The sequence below is a fragment of the Frigoribacterium sp. AP1 genome, from assembly GCF_056680555.1.
This window is the reverse complement of the sequence record NZ_CM155288.1, coordinates 1,962,484-1,978,430: the sequence shown is the minus strand read 5'-3', so window position 1 is coordinate 1,978,430 and position 15,947 is coordinate 1,962,484. Positions and strand designations below refer to the sequence as shown.

Genomic DNA, 15,947 nt, shown 5'->3' with positions numbered 1-15,947 from the left:
GCCTCACCGGGCCGTCAGCGGCGGACGGCGCCGAGGCGCGGCAACCGGGGAACACCCGCGGCGGCACCGGCCGAGGCGGGCACGACGATCTCTTGCGCGGCCGCGATCACCAGGCCGTCGACGACGACGGCCAGCGGGGCGGACTCGTCGGTGCCGCGCTTCACGAGCGCGAGGGCGACCGGGCCGAGCTCGTGGTGCAGGGCGACGCTCGTGACGTGACCGACCGACCGGGGTGCGGTCGCCTCGGGGACGGGCACCGCGCCTCCTGCGGTGTCGGCCTCGTCGGGGGCGCTGCCCGCGACCGGGGCCAGCACGACCTCGGCACCGCGCTCGGGCAGCACGCCGTCGCTGCCGTCCAGGTGGAGCATGACGAGCCGCCGCGGCGGGTGGCCTATGTTGTGCACCTTGGCGACGGTCTCTTGACCGCGGTAGCAGCCCTTGGTGAGGTGCACGGCGCTGCGCATCCAGTCGAGCTCGTGCGGGATGGTGCGTTCGTCGACCTCGGTCGAGAGGCGGGGACGCCAGGCCTCGATGCGCAGGGCCTCGAGGGCGAGGGCGCCCGCCACGGCGAGCCGCTCGGCCGGGAGGGCCGCGAGTGCGTCGAGGTCGGGGCGTCGGACGAGGCTCTCGCGGTAGGTCCAGTCGTGGCCCGGGTGACGGTCGGAGTCGGCGTAGCTGTGGCCGCCGGCGGTCACCTCGTGCCAGGGGTCGACCCAGACGAGCGCCGTGTCGTGCGACGTCATGACCGGGACGAGGGGGTCGGCGCCATCGCCACCACCGAGCAGGTCGTGCATCGAGCCGATGGTCGCGACGTCACCCGTGCGGTCGGCGACCTCGACGCGCAGCATGAAGCGCATCCGGTCGAGCCAGGTGCCGAGGGGCTCGACCTCGGAGCGGTCGACGAGCAGCCAGGTGGTCTCACCGTCGTCGAGGACGCGGGCGGCGTGCTCGAGGCGACCGTTGGCGTCGAGCAACAGGGTCTCGGTCGAGACTCCCGGCGCGAGACCGACGAGGGCCTGGCTCGTCAGCGAGTTGAGCCAGCTGAGCCGGTCGGGCCCCGTCACGGTCAGCACGCCGCGGTCGGACAGGTCGACGACCGCCGCCCCCCGGGCGAGCAGGCGCTGTTCGCCGAGCGGGTTGCCGTAGTGCGCCGCGACGCCCGAACCGTCGTCGACGAAACCGTCGCGCGACGAGAACGGCGAGACCACGGGGCCCGTGGTCTCGAGGGTCGGGTCGCCGGCGTCAGTCAACGCGCGCCAGCTGCCCGGATGCGTGCGAACGCAGCTCTTGGCCGAGGGCCGCGATGTCCCACGCCCAGAAGAGCTTGCCCTCGACGAGGCCGTACATGCGGGTGGCCGCCGAGTACTCTTTCGCGTTGCTCGACCGGACGACGGCGTCGGTGGCGAGGTCGATGCGCGGACCCTTGACCCGACCGAGGTAGAGCTCGTTGACGCCGGTCGGGTGGGCGATCTGCACCTCGAGGCCGAAGCCGTCGTCGGGCGTGCGCAGGATCTCGACCGCGCGGGCCGAGGTGAACGGTTGGACGCCGACACCGGGCAGCATGCCCGGGCCGCGATCACCCGGCTCGGCCGGACGTTCGAGGCGCCAGTAACCGGTCTCGCTCGTCAGAGGCGTGTGCTCGTCGTCGAGCAGCCAGGTGAACGAGCTGTAGTTGAGGAAGGGCAGGCCGTCGTGGCTGAAGCTGATGCGCTGGCCGAACTCGTGGGTGCGACGTTCGGTGCCCGGTTCGGAGTCGGGGTCGCCCTCGCCGATCTTGTAGTCGACGACGCCGGTGCCCTGCCAGACGCCGATCAACCACGAGAGGGGGACGAGCTCGGACGGCAGGTCGGTGGGGATGTCGATCATGGAGCGGTCAGCGCTGACCCTTGAACAACTTCAGCAGGACGACGACCGAGACGAAGCCGATGGCGAGGGTGGCGAGGCCGAGGAGCCCGATGTAGAACACCTCGAGTGCGAGCAGGGAATCCATGTCGTCGAGCCTACCCGGCGACCACCGACGTGCCCAGTCCTTCGGGGCGACCGTTCAGACGAGCCGAGGGGCCGGTGGTCACACGAGCGCGAAGACGCCCGTCACGACGGCCAGGATCACCAGGCTGCCGCAGGTGCTGAGCATCGTGCGCGAGACCAGGCCGTCCTTCTGGCTCGTGGCGAGCTGCAGCACGAAGGTGAGCACGATGGCCCCGCCGAGGGCGAGGACGACGTGGTCCCAGTACTCGGAGGCGGGCGACCGCAGGCCGATCAGCACGGCGACGACGAGCGTCGCGGCCCAGACCGGGACGACCGTGATCGGCTTGAGCCGTGCCGTCGTCGCGTCGACGTCTCGTTCGCCTGCCTGCACCGTTCGTCCCTCGTTCGTGTCCGCCGTTCTGCCGACCTGCCCTAGCATCGGATGGTCGGAGTGGCGGGGTCTCATGTTTTAGACTGCTCGACAGTACATTCACTGGAGGTCGTGTGGCGCAGCTCTTGGTACTGACCTCCGCGGGCGGCCCCGACGTCCTGCCGTCGCTCGCTCTTCTCAGCCACCGTACCCGGCAGATCCCGGCCGAACCCGCGCAACTGGTGAACGCGCCCTCGAGCGACCTGATCTTCGTCGACGCCCGCGCCGACCTCGCGAGCGCCAAGTCGCTGTGCAAGATCCTGCGCACCACCGGCGTCACGGTGCCGCTCGTCCTGGTGCTCACCGAGGGCGGGCTGACGGCCGTCAACAGCGAGTGGGGCGTCGACGACGTCATCCTCGAGACCGCCGGTCCCGCCGAGATCGACGCCCGCATCCGCCTGGTCACGGGTCGTCTCGCGCAGTCGCAGAACGGCTCGAAGATCCACGCCTCGGGTGTCGTCATCGACGAGGCCAGCTACTCGGCCAAGGTGCACGGCCGACCTCTCGACCTCACCTTCAAAGAGTTCGAGCTGCTGCGCTTCTTCGCCACGCATCCGTCCCGCGTCTTCACGCGCGAGCAGCTGCTCAGCGAGGTCTGGGGCTACGACTACTTCGGCGGCACGCGCACGGTCGACGTGCACGTGCGGCGCCTCCGGGCCAAGCTGGGCGACCTCGAGTCGCTGATCGGCACCGTGCGCAACGTGGGCTACCGGTTCAACGTCTACGACGACGACGCCCAGGCGGTCGTCTCGTGAGCACGGTGGCGTGGTGACGGGCGCGGACGACGCGACCCGCGCCTCCTTCGTGCCCACGCTCGCTCGCGCGGCCACCGAGGCCGACGGCAGCCCGCCGTTCTCCGACCAGACGCTGGTCGACGTCCGGTCGGGCGCGGCGACCGTGATCGGTGACCAGCACGCCGCGGCGGTGCTGCGCGACGGTGAGGCCGAACTGGTCGTGCACCCCGACGACCGCCGACAAGGGCGCGGTGCCGAGCTGCTGCAGCGACTCGTCGACGAGACCGAGGGTCCGCTGCTGCTCTGGGCCCACGGCGACCACCCGGGCTCGCGCGTGCTCGCGGCGCGCTTCGGCCTCGCCGAGACGCGTCGCCTGCTGCAACAGCGTGCCGACGTCCCCGACGAGCCCCGCGCTCCCCGCCTGCGTGACGGCGACCGGGTCGCCCCGTTCCGACCGGGCGTCGACGACCGGGCCTGGCTCGACCTCAACGCCCGGGCGTTCGCCGACCACCCCGAGCAGGGCTCGCTCGTCCAGGCCGACCTCGACGCCCGGAAGGCCGAGCCGTGGTTCGACGCCGGCGACTTCGTCCTGCTCTGGCGCGGCGACGAGCTGCTCGCCTTCTGCTGGCTGAAGCTCGACGAAGGTCAGCCCGGAGAGTTCTACGCGGTCGGCGTCTCGCCCGACCACCAGGGCGAAGGGCTCGGAGGCGCGGTGGTCGACGCCGGGTTCGCCCGCCTCACCGAGCGCGGGGCCGGCACCGCGGCACTGTACGTCGAAGGGGACAACACCGCTGCCCTCCGGCTCTACGCGGCTCGCGGGTTCACGGACCACGCGGTCGACGTCCAGTACACGCTCACGCGCTGACCGCTGCCCCTGGACGCCCCGTTCTCGATCGGGGGGTGCGCGCCGATCCGGTCCACCGATATGCTGCGGGTCGGATGACAGCGATCGAGGGGGCATCATGACCGATCAGACCAGACCGAGCGGCGACGACCAGGGGCACGACGGGCCGCCGCCCGAGGGGCAGCAGCACGAGGGGCAGCAGCCCTCGGGGCAGCAGCCTCAGGGGCACGAGCCGCCGGCAGCGCCAGCCGCGTTCCCGTACCAGGGCCTCCCGTACGGGCAGCAGCCCGAGGGGCAGGCGCAGCAGTCGTCCGGCTACGGGCACCAGCTCTACGGTTCGGCACCGCAACCGGGCGACCACGGACAGCCGCAGGGTGCGAACGAGCAACCGTACGGTGCGAACGGGCAGCCGCAGGGTGCGTACGACCCATCTCACGGTGCGTACGGGCAGCCGCAGGGTGCGTACGAGCAACCCTACGGTGCCTCCGGGCACCCGCAGGAGGCGCCCGGGCAGGATGCCTACGGCCAGCCGACCCAGCAGTTCGCGTACGCGCAGGCTCCGACGCCCCCGGCTCCGAGGACGCCCGAGCAGGCCGCGCGACGTCGGCGACTGCTGATCGGCCTCATCGGTGGAGCAGCCCTGCTGCTCGTGCTGGTCGTGGCGGGTGCCGTGACGTTCGCGACGATGAGCGCCTCCCACCGGCCCGAGGCGACCGTCCGCGACTACCTGGGCGCGGTCCAGGCCGGAGAGGTCGAACGCGCCCTGGCCCTCGACGGCACCGAGGTCGCCGACGGCGACGTCCTGCTGACCGACGACGCCTACGCCGCAGCCGACGACCAGGTCGACGGATTCCAGCTGGGCGCCGTCTCGACCGACGGAGACGACGCGCAGGTCGAGGCCGTCGTGCACCGCGCCGACGGGTCGACCCACGCGCAGGACTTCACGCTCGTGCGCGACGGGCGCGATCTGCTGTTCTTCGACCGCTGGGCGCTCCAGCCGGTCGACCTCGGCACGGTCTCGGTGCAGGTCGCCGGCCCGGCGTCGGCCGAGATCGCCGTCGACGGCACGCCCGTCACACGGGGGGCCGACGGCTCGGTGAGCCTCAAGGCCTTCCCCGGCAGCTACGAGGTCGCCCTCGCCGCCGAGAACGAGTCGTACTCCGCCACCGCCGCCACGGCCGTGGTCGAGGGTGCCGACGTCGCCGCCCCGCCGACCCTGCTCACCACCACCCTCACCCCGGCGGGCACCACGGCGGCGACCGCGGCCGTCGACGCCTGGGTCGCGGGCTGCATCGCCTCGACCGACCTGCGTCCGGAGGGCTGCAGCTTCGGCCTCTACGACACGGAGTCGGGCCGGTACACGCTGTCCGGACAGAAGTGGACCCTCGAGTCCGCGCCGCAGTTCACCGTCGGCGACTGGCAGGACGGCGGCTGGACGGTCAGCACGACGACACCGGGCTCGGCCTCCTTCACCGCCCAGGGGGTCGACGCCGCGGGCAACAGCGGCGTCTACGGCTCGCTCGCACCGGTGCCGGTGCGGGTGGGCGGCCTGATCAGCGACGTGACCGCCGACGGCGCCACGTTCACCTCGAGCGTCGCCACGCCGCTCACCTGACCCGAGGGGTACAACCGGGGTACACGAACGGCTCGGCGGGGCCTACTCCAGGGGGCCGAGCGGATCTGCCATCGCGCTCACAGCACCGTGGAGTGGATTGAGGCACCGCGTACGGCACGCATCCCATCGTCAGGAGAACACCATGAACCCCGTCAAGTTCCTTTCCGACCTCGGCCTCCAGAGCAAGCACGCCTACTGGGGAGGTTTCGCCTCCATCGTCATCGCCCTCGTGGCCTGGATCGCCTCGCAGGGGAAGGACTCGTCCGACAAGGCGCAGTCCGACCGCTGGGGCATCTTCATCGGCCACTGGGCGCCGACTTTCTTCGCCCTGGGCCTCGCCTTGAAGAACGAAGAGAAGTAGGCACGACAGCACGAGCACGACGAAGCCCCCGCCGAACCGGCGGGGGCTTCGTCGTGCGCGGGATGCGGCGGCGGTCGGCCGAGTGCACCTCAGAGCAGGGCGGGCGCACCGCCCAGCGCGAACGGTGACAGCAGGCCGGTGATCTCCTTGAGCGGCGGCCGCGCGTACTCGCCGCGCTTGCCGGTGACGAGCCCCAGACGCACGAGCGACTCGGCGAAGACCGTCGCGGCGGCGACCCCGTCGACGACGGGAGCGCCGATCTCGTCCGAGATCGACCGACAGAGGTCGGTCATCCCGGCACAGCCGAGCAGGACCGCGTCGGCCCCCGACGCCAGCACCTCGTGACACTCGTCGATGATCAGGGCGCGCGCGCCCGACGAGGGGTCGTCGAGTCCCAGCACCGACACCTCGCACGCCCGGACCTCGACGCACCGGTCGGCGAAGCCGTACCGCTGCACCAGTTCGCGGGACCGCCCGACGGTGCGCCCGAGCGTGGTCACGATGCCGAAGCCGCGCCCGACCATCGAGGCCGCGTGCATGCCGGCCTCGGCGATGCCCAGCACCGGACCGGTCGCCAGCTCGCGGGCGGCGTCCAACCCCGGGTCGCCGAAGCAGGCGACCACGTGGGCGTCGACGCCGTCGCGTTCTCCGTCGCGGACCAGCTCGAGGACACCGGGTACCGCCAGCGCCTCCTCGTAATGGCTCTCGATCGACACGGGACCCATCGACGGACCGAGCGCCTCGACGCGGGTGCCCGGCCCGACGACGGCGGCCGCGGTGCGGCCGATCGCGGCGGTCATGGCCTGTGTGGTGTTGGGGTTGATCAGACGGAGCCTCATGCGACCCGCCCCTCGGCCGGACTCGCGACGGTCCCGTCGTCGACCGTGGGGTCGTCGGCGTCGAGTCGGGGCATGCGGGGCCGACGCTTCTCGAGGGCCCAGAACAGCACGAGACCGAGGCCGCAGCCGACGAACCAGCTGTAGTTGCCGATCCAGGTGAGCGAGGGGCCACCGGCGTCCACGACCCAGCCGGGCACGAGTGCCGACGCGACCGAGACGGTGCCCGCGAGCACGAGGGTCCAGACGGCGTTGGGGTTGAACCCGCCCCGGTACCAGTAGCGACCCGAGGGCGACATCGTGAACATGTCCTCGACGGCGACGCGCTGACGGGCGACGAGGTAGTAGCCGGCGATCAACATGCCGAACAGCGGCCCGATCAGCGCCCCCAGCACGCCGAGCGTGTACTGGATCGCCTCGGCGTTGCCGTACCAGTTCCAGGGGGTGAGCAGCACGGAACCGACGGCGGCGATCATGCCGCCGAGTCGCCAGCTGATCTTCCTCGGCGCGACGTTCGAGAAGTCGAAGGCCGGGGCGATGAAGTTGGCGACGATGTTGATGCCGACGGTCGCGGTGACGAAGGTGAGACCGCCGAGCAGGACCACGAAGGGCGTGCCGATGGCGTCCACGGTCTCGATCGGGTCGGTGATGAGCCGCCCGAACACCGGCACCGTCGCCGAGGCGCACAGCACGGTGAGGATCGAGAAGAAGAGGAAGTTCACCGGCAGCCCGAGGACGTTGCCCCGCTTCACCGCCGCGAAGCTCTTGCCGTACCGCGAGAAGTCGCCGAAGTTCAGGACGGGCCCCGAGAAGTAGCTGACGACGATGGCGACGGCCGACGCCATGACCGGCAGCGACGCGGCGAACGACAGCGGCTCGCCCACCGAGAGGTCGAGGTCGATCGCGCTCCAGCCCGCCTGCGAGACGAGGTAGACCGCGAGGGCGATCATCAGCACGTAGACGGCGGGACCGGCGAAGTCGATGAACCGACGGATGGTCTCCATGCCGCGCCAGAACAGGGCCGCCTGGGCGAACCAGAGGATGCCGTACGAGATCCAGCCCAGGGCGCTGAGGCCCAGGAAGGACGGCTCGAGCAACGAGGCCGTCGACGGGACGAACTTGAGGAAGACGATGTTGAGCGACTCCGCGGCCAGGTAGGTCTGCACGCCGTACCAGGCCGTCGCGATGAGGCCCCGGATGATCGCCGGGACGTTCGCCCCCAGCACGCCGAAGACGGCGCGGTTGATGACCGGGTAGGGAACGCCCGTGCGCTGGCTGGGCTTGGCGACGAGGTTCGCGAAGACGTTGACGATCACGATGCCGACCACGAGCGACACGAGCACCTGCCAGCTCGCGATGCCGAGGGCGAAGAGGCTGCCTGCGGTCACGTAACCGCCGACCGAGTGCACGTCCGACATCCAGAAGGCGAAGATGTTGTAGCTCGACCAGGTCTGTCTCCCCAGCGGAGCGAGGTCGTCGTTCGTCAGCCGGGGGTCCCGGGCGCCCTCGACCCGAGCGGCCGCGACGGACGTCAGCGGGGCGGGTGAGCCGGCGGCTCCGACGGCGGGCGGGGCCGGGTCGGCCGGGGGTCGGGCGATGTCTGTGGTCACGGCGTGCCTCCAGGCGGCGTTGTAGTCTGACGATCGGCGGGACGGGTCGATCGTGAATCTATGGCTTCACGGATTCGGCCTGATGTCGGCCGTGTTACGGGTTCGTGACAGCGGTTGCTTCACGGAACCGCGCCCGCCCGACCGACCACCCGTCCCCGCACCAGGAGGGTCATGCCCGACGACCCCGACGCGCCCACGCCGGCGATCGGCGATCTCGACGCCGCCGCCCTCGGTGCCCGCCTGCGCCACCTCCGCGCCGCGGCGGGTCTCTCGCTCAGCGCCCTCGCCCGAGCCCTCGACATCTCGCCCAGCGCGGTCTCGCAGATCGAGCGCGGTGTCCGGCGCCCCTCGGTCAGCCGGCTGATCGCCATCGTCCAGGTGCTCGGGGTGCCGCTCGCCGACGTCTTCGACGACCGCGCCGAGCCCGCCACCCGCCGCACGGCCCCGTCCGACCGCGGGGACGCCGCCACGGGCGGCTACGTCCTGGCCCGAGGAGGCGCGGCGCAGCCGGTCCTGCTGGGCGGCGGAGTGGTCTTCCGTCGCCTCTCGCCCGCCCATCTCTCCGGCGTCGACTTCTTCGAGTCGACCTACCCGCCGGGAGCCCTCGCCACCGAGGTCGCCGCCCTCATCACCCACGAGGGCTACGAGGTCGGCACGGTCACCTCGGGAGAAGCTGACCATCGACTTCCCCGACGAGACCGTCACGATGCGGGCCGGCGACTCGATCACCTTCCCGTGCGACCTGCCGCACCGGTTGAGCAACGGGGGCGGGGTCGACGCGGTCGCCACGTGGCTGATCGTGCACTGAGGCGGCGCGACCGGGCCCGCCCGCGCCTCCTCCCCCGGTCGTCGGGTGTCCACACGTCATCTCGCGTTTACCCGGGACGACGCTCCGAGGCGGTCGGGGGTGGCACGATGGTGCGATGGACAGCAGCGAACCCCGCGTCGACGGCGCCGGCGTCACCCCCGACTTCCTCGACGACTTCGACGAGATCGTCAGTTTCGAGGACGGCACCCTGCCCGCCGAGCGCTACCTCGACCGCGAGCTGAGCTGGCTGGCGTTCAACCAGCGCGTGCTCGAACTCGCGGAGGACCCGACCACGCCGCTGCTCGAACGAGCCAACTTCCTGGCGATCTTCGCGAGCAACCTCGACGAGTTCTTCATGGTGCGCGTCGCCGGCCTGAAGCGCCGCATCGCGACGGGCCTCGCCGTGCCGACCAACGTGGGGCGCGGGCCGAACGAGGTGTTGGCCGACATCAACAAGAAGGCCCACGAGCTGCAAGAACGTCACGCCCGGGCGTTCCTCGACCTGGTCAAGCCCGACCTCGACGACGCGGGCATCCACATCGAGAACTGGTCCGACCTCGAAGAGGCCGACCGGGTGCGCATGCGCGAGATCTTCGCCGAGCAGATCTTCCCCGTGCTCATGCCGCTCGCGGTCGACCCGGCCCACCCCTTCCCCTACATCTCGGGGCTGTCGCTGAACCTGTCCGTCCGCGTCCGCAACCCCAAGACGATGCGTCAGGAGTTCGCGCGCCTCAAGGTGCCGCAGATGCTGCCGCGCTTCGTGCAGCTGCCCGACAACGACAGCGGGCGCGTGCGGTTCATCCCCCTCGAGGACCTCATCGCGAACCACCTGCAAGACCTCTTCCCCGGCATGGAGGTCGTCGAGCACCACGTGTTCCGTGTCACCCGCAACGAGGACGTCGAGGTCGACGAGGACGAGTCCGAGAACCTCATCCAGGCCCTCGAGCGCGAGCTGCTGCGCCGTCGGTTCGGTCCGCCGATCCGCCTCGAGATCACCGACGACATGGACCCGGTCACCCTCGAGCTGCTCGTGCGCGAACTCGACGTGACCGACCAGGAGGTCTACAAGCTGCCGGCCCCGCTCGACCTGGCCGGCCTGTTCGAGATCACCAAGATGGCGCGGGCCGACCTCAAGTACCCCAAGCACCTGCCGACCACGGCCGTCCAGCTTCAGCAGACCGAGCCGAACATGAAGCCCGACATGTTCGCCAGCATCGCGCGGCAGGACATCCTCGTGCACCACCCGTACGAGTCGTTCGCGACCAGCGTGCAGGCGTTCCTCGAACAGGCCGCGGCCGACCCCAACGTGCTGGCCATCAAGCAGACGCTCTACCGGACGAGCGGCGACAGCCCGATCATCGAGGCCCTCATCGACGCCGCCGAGGCGGGCAAGCAGGTGCTCGCACTCGTCGAGGTCAAGGCGCGGTTCGACGAACAGAACAACATCACCTGGGCCCGCAAGCTCGAGAAGGCCGGCGTGCACGTCGTCTACGGCCTCGTCGGGCTCAAGACCCACTGCAAGCTCGCCCTGGTCATCCGCCAGGAGAAGGGCACGCTGAAGCACTACACGCACATCGGCACGGGCAACTACAACCCGAAGACCAGCCGCATCTACGAAGACATGGGTCTGTTCACCGCGGACGACCAGGTCGGCAAAGACCTGACGCGCCTGTTCAACGAGCTGTCGGGTTACGCGATCGAGAAGAAGTTCAAGCGACTGCTCGTGGCTCCCCGCTACCTGCGTCGCGGTCTGCTCAAGCAGATCCAGAACGAGATCGAGAACGCGCAGGCCGGGCGCCCCGCGGGCATCCGCATCAAGATCAACTCGATCGTCGACGAGCAGATCATCGACGCGCTCTACAAGGCGAGCCAGGCCGGTGTGCCCGTCGACGTCTGGGTGCGCGGCATCTGCACGATCAAGCCGGGTGAGCCGGGGCTCAGCGACAACATCCGTGTGCGGTCGATCCTCGGGCGGTACCTCGAGCACAGCCGTCTGTTCTGGTTCGCCAACGACGGTGACCCGCAGGTCTTCATCGGGAGCGCCGACATGATGCACCGCAACCTCGACCGTCGCGTCGAGGCCCTGGTGCGCCTGACGCAGGCCGACCACCTCACCGAGGTCGCCGACCTGTTCGAGCAGGCCATGTCGGACGAGACCGCCTCCTGGTGGCTCGAGTCCGACGGCACCTGGACCCGCCACGCCCGTGACGCCGAGGGCCGGTCGCTGACCGATCTGCAGAACGCCCAGATGAAGGCCATCACGCAGCGGAAGCGCTCCAAGCGATGACCGTCACCTCGACGACCGTCGTCGCCGCGGGCGCCGTCTGCTGGCGGCTGGTCGAGGGCAAGGTCCGGGTGCTGCTGATCCACCGCGACCACCACGGCGACGTCTCGCTGCCCAAGGGCAAGGTCGACCCGGGTGAGGCGACGCCCCAGACGGCCGTTCGAGAGATCCACGAAGAGACCGGCTACCGCGTCACGCTGGGCGCCCCGCTCGGCACGGCCGAGTACCTGCTGCCCGGCGGTCGCGACAAGGTCGTGCACTACTGGTCCGCCGAGGTGACCGACGAGTCCGTCGCCCAGGCCGGGGCGTTCACGCCCAACCACGAGGTCGCCGCCATCGAATGGGTCGGCATCGACAAGGCGAAGGCGATGCTGACCTACGCCCGCGACGCCGACGTGCTCCAGCGCTTCGCCGACCGGGTGACGACGGGCAGGGCTCGCACCTTCCCGATCGTGGCCCTCCGTCACGCCAAGACGACGTCGCCGTCCGACTGGCACGGCTCGGACGCCACGCGCCCGCTGCTGCCCCAGGGCCGCCGCCAGGCGAAGTCGGTCGCACCGGTCATCGCGGCCTGGGCCCCGACGCGCATCGTCAGCAGCACGGCGGCGCGCTGCCTGGCCACGCTCGAGCCCTTGTCCGAGCTGACCCGGGTCGGCGTCCGACAGACCGACGCGATCAGCCAGGACGCCTTCGAGCAAGGCACGGACGACGTCGCCGGGGTGGTCAAGAAGCGACTGAAGAAGAAGGTCGCGGCCGTCATCTGCAGCCACGGCCCCGTGCTGCCCGAGGTCATCCGGCAGATCTCGCTGGGCACCAAGGGGGGCGACCGCATCGACCTGCGCCGTGCCTCGTCGCTCGGCACGGCCGAGTTCACGGTGCTGCACGTCTCGGTCGACGACACGGCGCTCGTCGCGATCGAGACGCACGGCCCGGCCGCCTGACCCGCGCCTCCTCGGCTCCCCACGGCATCGACAGGGTCGGCCCCCGCCTGCGACGGGCGGGGGCCGACCTCTGTCGGGACGCGCTCGTCCCGGCCGATGTTCCCCCCTCGTTCACCTTCCGTTCACCGGGGCAGGCGACCGTGGTTAACCCGTCGCCGTAGCGTCTCGCACGGGTCGGCACCTGGCCCACAGCACCCAGCCATCACATCCCGAAAAGGACCCCCCTGTGAACTTCAAGCGCACCGGCAGCATCGTCGCGATCGCCGCGGTCGGAACCATGCTCCTCGCGTCCTGCGCCAGCAACGAAGGCGGCGCCTCGCCCTCGGGCGACGCATCGGCCAGCGACCTCTCCGGCTCCATCTCGGGCATCGGCGCCTCGTCGCAGCAGGCTGCGCAAGAAGCCTGGGTCGCGGGCTTCCAGACCGCCAACCCCGACGTCACCATCAACTACGACCCGCAGGGCTCCGGCGGTGGACGCGAGAGCTTCATCTCGGGCGCCGCGGACTTCGCCGGCTCCGACCGCGCGTTCAAGACCGACGAGATCTCGTCGAGCACCTTCGCCGGCTGCACGCCCGACACCGGCATCGTCGAGCTGCCCGCCTACGTCTCGCCCATCGCGGTCGTCTTCAACCTCGACGGCGTGAAAGAGCTGAACCTCACGCCCGCCACCCTCGCCGGAATCTTCAGCGGCAAGATCACCACCTGGGACGCCGCCGAGATCAAGGCCGACAACCCCGACGCCGACCTGCCCAGCACGGGCATCACCGCCGTCCACCGCTCGGACGACTCGGGCACCACCGAGAACTTCACCGACTACCTCCACGCCACGGCGGCCGACACCTGGACCGAAGAGGCCGACGGCACCTGGCCGACCGCGTTCGGCGGCGAGGGTGCCTCGGGCACCACCGGCGTGATCGACGCCGTCACCAACGGCACCGGCACCATCGGCTACGCCGACGCCTCGCGCGCCGGTGACCTCGGTGTCGCCAAGGTCAAGGTCGGCGACGACTTCGTCGGCTACTCGGCCGAAGCCGCTGCCGCCATCGTCGACGAGTCGCCCGAAGAAGAGGGTCGCACCGAGGGTGACATCGCCATCGAGCTCGACCGCACCTCGACCGCCGCGGGCGTCTACCCGATCGTCCTGGTCAGCTACCTGATCGCGTGCGAGTCCTACGAGGACGCCGCCAAGGGCGAGCTCGTCAAGGCGTACCTCTCGTACGTCACCAGCGAAGACGGCCAGAAGGTCGCGGCCGACGCCGCCGGCTCGGCCCCGATCTCGAGCACCCTCTCGGGTCAGGTCGCCGACGCCATCGCACTGATCAAGTAACACGGCACCACCCCGGGGGCCCGGGAACGCACCGCGTGCGTTCCCGGGCCATCGGCCTGACAGGCACCACGCACCACGCACCACCCCCGAACCCCACCCGAGCCTCCGGAGGACCCCGTCCGATGACCGCCCCCGCCACGACCTCGGCCCCCGCCGTCGTCCCGAAGCCCAAGCGACGTCCTGCCGACCGGATCTTCTCGGGCAGCACGGTCGTCGCCGGTGGTCTCATCCTCGCGATCCTCGCGGCCGTCGCGCTCTTCCTCATCGTGCAGAGCATCCCGGCCCTCACCGCGGCTCCCGAGGACGTCTCGCTCTCGGGTTACCCGGGATCGTTCTGGCAGTACGTCGGACCGCTGGCGTTCGGCACGGTCTACGCCGCCGCCCTCGCCCTCCTGATGGCCCTCCCCGTCGCGATCGGCATCGCCCTCTTCATCTCGCACTACGCGCCCCGCAAGCTCGCCCAGGGACTCGGCTACGTGATCGACCTCCTGGCCGCCGTGCCGTCGGTCGTCTTCGGCCTCTGGGGCAGCATCGTGCTCGCCCCCGCGATCCAGCCCTTCTACGACTGGCTGGTCAGCACGTTCGGCTGGTTCCCGCTCTTCGCCGGCCCCGTCTCGGGCACGGGTCGCACCCTGCTGACCGCCTCGATCGTGCTCGCCGTGATGATCCTGCCGATCATCACCGCCCTGAGCCGCGAGGTCTTCCTCCAGACGCCGGTGCTGCACGAAGAGGCCGCCCTGGCCCTCGGCGCCACCCGCTGGGAGATGATCCAGATCGCCGTGCTGCCCTTCGGCCGCCCCGGTGTCATCTCGTCCGCGATGCTGGGCCTGGGTCGCGCTCTCGGCGAGACCATGGCGGTGGCCCTCGTGCTCTCGCCGGCACTCGTCATCAACCCCGCGATCCTGACCTCGACGAACTCCTCGACCATCGCGGCCAACATCGCCCTGCGGTTCCCCGAGGCGCACGACATCGGCATCAACACCCTCATCGCGACCGGCCTCGTGCTGTTCGTCATCACCCTGATCGTGAACTCGATCGCCCGCTACGTCATCAACCGCCGCAAGGCCTTCTCGGGAGCGAACTGATGGCCACCACCACCGCCGGCGTGCGCCGGTCCAGCCCCTCCGTCAACGCCCTCACGACGGGCCGTCTGCCCAAGGCCGCTCCGCTGGTCATCCTGCTCGGCAGCTGGGTCGTCATGGGAGTCGTCTTCGCGCTGCTGAACGCGGCCGGCGTCACCGAGTCGTTCAACTGGGTCGGGGCGATCATCCTCGGCACCGTGCTCTACGCCGTGCTCGTCTTCGTCGTCGCGATGCAGATCGAGGGCATCCGCCGCGCGAAGGACCGCGTCGTCACGACCGCCGTCAGTGCCGCCTTCATCATCGCGCTGGTCCCGCTGGTCTCCCTGCTCTTCACGGTCGTGACGTCGGGCTCCAACCGGTTCGACGCCGACTTCTTCGCGATGTCGATGCGCAACGTCGTCGGAGCTGGCGGCGGTGGTCTGCACGCCATCACCGGCACCCTGCTGATCACGGCCCTGGCCGCGGTCATCTCGGTGCCGATCGGCCTGCTGACCGCCATCTACCTCGTCGAGTACGGCCAGGGCCGTCTGGCCCGCGCGATCACGTTCTTCGTCGACGTCATGACGGGCATCCCGTCGATCGTCGCCGGCCTCTTCGCCTACGCCCTCTTCGTCATCTTCTTCGGCGAAGGCGTGCGCATGGGCGCCGCAGGCTCCGTGGCACTGGCCGTGCTGATGATCCCCGTCGTCGTGCGCAGCACCGAGGAGATGCTGAAGCTTGTGCCGAACGAGTTGCGCGAGGCCGCCTACGCCCTCGGCGTGCCGAAGTGGCTGACCATCGTAAAGGTGGTCATCCCCACCTCGGTCGCCGGCATCACGACCGGCGTCATGCTGGCCATCGCGCGCATCATCGGTGAGACCGCTCCGCTGCTGATCACGGCGGGCTTCACCGCCAGCATGAACTACAACCTCTTCGACGGCCGCATGCAGTCGCTGCCGGTGTTCGCCTACAGCTCGTACGTCAGCCAGGGCACCGACGCGGCGGCCTTCATCGACCGGGCCTGGACCTCCGCCCTCACCCTGATCCTCATGGTGATGGCGCTCAACCTCTTGGCCCGCCTGATCGCCCGCGTCTTCGCCCCCAAGCTCGGCCGCTGACCCGGCCGCT

15 protein-coding genes are annotated in these 15,947 nt (G+C 70.6%); 10 read left to right on the top strand and 5 right to left on the bottom strand.

Annotated elements, in window-relative coordinates:
• Positions 1-14: 14 nt before the first annotated feature.
• The 3 genes from ygfZ to AC1MBW_RS09450 form a co-directional block, all read right to left on the bottom strand.
• Positions 15-1,250, bottom strand: coding sequence for a CAF17-like 4Fe-4S cluster assembly/insertion protein YgfZ (gene ygfZ, locus AC1MBW_RS09460; RefSeq protein ID WP_480024295.1), 1,236 nt, complete (start codon positions 1,248-1,250; stop codon positions 15-17).
• The gene (locus tag AC1MBW_RS09455) at positions 1,243-1,866 is read right to left on the bottom strand and encodes a heme-binding beta-barrel domain-containing protein (protein WP_043597230.1); all 624 of its coding nucleotides are present in this window, start codon (positions 1,864-1,866) and stop codon (positions 1,243-1,245) included. The genes ygfZ and AC1MBW_RS09455 overlap by 8 nt, the downstream gene beginning before the upstream one ends.
• 202 nt (positions 1,867-2,068) lie before the next feature.
• Entirely contained in the window at positions 2,069-2,359 is a 291-nt protein-coding gene (locus tag AC1MBW_RS09450) for a hypothetical protein (RefSeq protein ID WP_054146868.1), read from the bottom strand.
• A gap of 113 nt (positions 2,360-2,472) precedes the next feature.
• Between AC1MBW_RS09450 and AC1MBW_RS09445 the strand changes: the two genes are divergently transcribed.
• The 4 genes from AC1MBW_RS09445 to AC1MBW_RS09430 all read left to right on the top strand — a co-directional run bounded on the left by AC1MBW_RS09445 (position 2,473) and on the right by AC1MBW_RS09430 (position 5,952).
• Entirely contained in the window at positions 2,473-3,153 is a 681-nt protein-coding gene (locus AC1MBW_RS09445; protein ID WP_043597237.1) for a winged helix-turn-helix domain-containing protein, read from the top strand.
• 13 nt (positions 3,154-3,166) lie between these two features.
• The gene (mshD, locus tag AC1MBW_RS09440; protein ID WP_480024294.1) at positions 3,167-3,997 is read left to right on the top strand and encodes a mycothiol synthase; all 831 of its coding nucleotides are present in this window, start codon (positions 3,167-3,169) and stop codon (positions 3,995-3,997) included.
• A gap of 97 nt (positions 3,998-4,094) precedes the next feature.
• The gene (locus AC1MBW_RS09435) at positions 4,095-5,591 is read left to right on the top strand and encodes a hypothetical protein (protein WP_480024293.1); all 1,497 of its coding nucleotides are present in this window, start codon (positions 4,095-4,097) and stop codon (positions 5,589-5,591) included.
• A gap of 142 nt (positions 5,592-5,733) precedes the next feature.
• On the top strand, positions 5,734-5,952 hold the full coding sequence (locus tag AC1MBW_RS09430) for a hypothetical protein (RefSeq protein ID WP_054146872.1): 219 nt from the start codon (positions 5,734-5,736) through the stop codon (positions 5,950-5,952).
• 89 nt (positions 5,953-6,041) lie between these two features.
• Here the strand turns inward: AC1MBW_RS09430 and AC1MBW_RS09425 are convergent, their stop codons facing one another.
• On the bottom strand, positions 6,042-6,791 hold the full coding sequence (locus tag AC1MBW_RS09425) for an aspartate/glutamate racemase family protein (protein WP_480024292.1): 750 nt from the start codon (positions 6,789-6,791) through the stop codon (positions 6,042-6,044).
• Positions 6,788-8,398 carry an NCS1 family nucleobase:cation symporter-1 gene (locus AC1MBW_RS09420; protein WP_054146874.1) on the bottom strand — a complete coding sequence of 537 codons (1,611 nt, stop codon included), beginning with the start codon at positions 8,396-8,398 and terminating at the stop codon, positions 6,788-6,790. Before AC1MBW_RS09420 ends, AC1MBW_RS09425 begins: the two co-directional genes overlap by 4 nt.
• A gap of 171 nt (positions 8,399-8,569) precedes the next feature.
• Here AC1MBW_RS09420 and AC1MBW_RS09415 point away from each other — a divergent pair, with 171 nt between their 5' ends.
• The 6 genes from AC1MBW_RS09415 to pstA all read left to right on the top strand — a co-directional run bounded on the left by AC1MBW_RS09415 (position 8,570) and on the right by pstA (position 15,937).
• Positions 8,570-9,448: a helix-turn-helix domain-containing protein gene (locus AC1MBW_RS09415; RefSeq protein ID WP_480024291.1), complete on the top strand. Its 879-nt coding sequence runs from the start codon at positions 8,570-8,572 to the stop codon at positions 9,446-9,448.
• Positions 9,391-11,493: an RNA degradosome polyphosphate kinase gene (locus AC1MBW_RS09410; protein WP_480026094.1), complete on the top strand. Its 2,103-nt coding sequence runs from the start codon at positions 9,391-9,393 to the stop codon at positions 11,491-11,493. The genes AC1MBW_RS09415 and AC1MBW_RS09410 overlap by 58 nt, the downstream gene beginning before the upstream one ends.
• Entirely contained in the window at positions 11,490-12,431 is a 942-nt protein-coding gene (locus tag AC1MBW_RS09405; protein ID WP_480024290.1) for an NUDIX hydrolase, read from the top strand. Before AC1MBW_RS09410 ends, AC1MBW_RS09405 begins: the two co-directional genes overlap by 4 nt.
• Positions 12,432-12,657: 226 nt before the next feature.
• Positions 12,658-13,758 carry a phosphate ABC transporter substrate-binding protein PstS gene (locus AC1MBW_RS09400; RefSeq protein ID WP_480024289.1) on the top strand — a complete coding sequence of 367 codons (1,101 nt, stop codon included), beginning with the start codon at positions 12,658-12,660 and terminating at the stop codon, positions 13,756-13,758.
• A 122-nt stretch (positions 13,759-13,880) separates the two neighbouring features.
• Positions 13,881-14,843 (top strand): phosphate ABC transporter permease subunit PstC, encoded by a 963-nt coding sequence (pstC, locus tag AC1MBW_RS09395; RefSeq protein ID WP_043597255.1) that lies wholly within the window; start codon positions 13,881-13,883, stop codon positions 14,841-14,843.
• Positions 14,843-15,937, top strand: a complete 1,095-nt coding sequence (gene pstA, locus AC1MBW_RS09390) for a phosphate ABC transporter permease PstA (RefSeq protein WP_054146879.1) — start codon at positions 14,843-14,845, stop codon at positions 15,935-15,937. Before pstC ends, pstA begins: the two co-directional genes overlap by 1 nt.
• Positions 15,938-15,947 lie beyond the last annotated feature (10 nt).

Excerpts from the sequence above, each read along its gene's own strand:
- AC1MBW_RS09455 (WP_043597230.1), bottom strand. The coding sequence starts at position 1,866 with ATGATCGACATCCCCACCGACCTGCCGTCCGAGCTCGTCCCCCTCTCG.
- AC1MBW_RS09435 (WP_480024293.1), top strand. The coding sequence starts at position 4,095 with ATGACCGATCAGACCAGACCGAGCGGCGACGACCAGGGGCACGACGGG.
- AC1MBW_RS09430 (WP_054146872.1), top strand. The coding sequence starts at position 5,734 with ATGAACCCCGTCAAGTTCCTTTCCGACCTCGGCCTCCAGAGCAAGCAC.
- AC1MBW_RS09425 (WP_480024292.1), bottom strand. The coding sequence starts at position 6,791 with ATGAGGCTCCGTCTGATCAACCCCAACACCACACAGGCCATGACCGCC.
- AC1MBW_RS09415 (WP_480024291.1), top strand. The coding sequence starts at position 8,570 with ATGCCCGACGACCCCGACGCGCCCACGCCGGCGATCGGCGATCTCGAC.
- AC1MBW_RS09405 (WP_480024290.1), top strand. The coding sequence starts at position 11,490 with ATGACCGTCACCTCGACGACCGTCGTCGCCGCGGGCGCCGTCTGCTGG.
- pstC (WP_043597255.1), top strand. The coding sequence starts at position 13,881 with ATGACCGCCCCCGCCACGACCTCGGCCCCCGCCGTCGTCCCGAAGCCC.
- pstA (WP_054146879.1), top strand. The coding sequence starts at position 14,843 with ATGGCCACCACCACCGCCGGCGTGCGCCGGTCCAGCCCCTCCGTCAAC.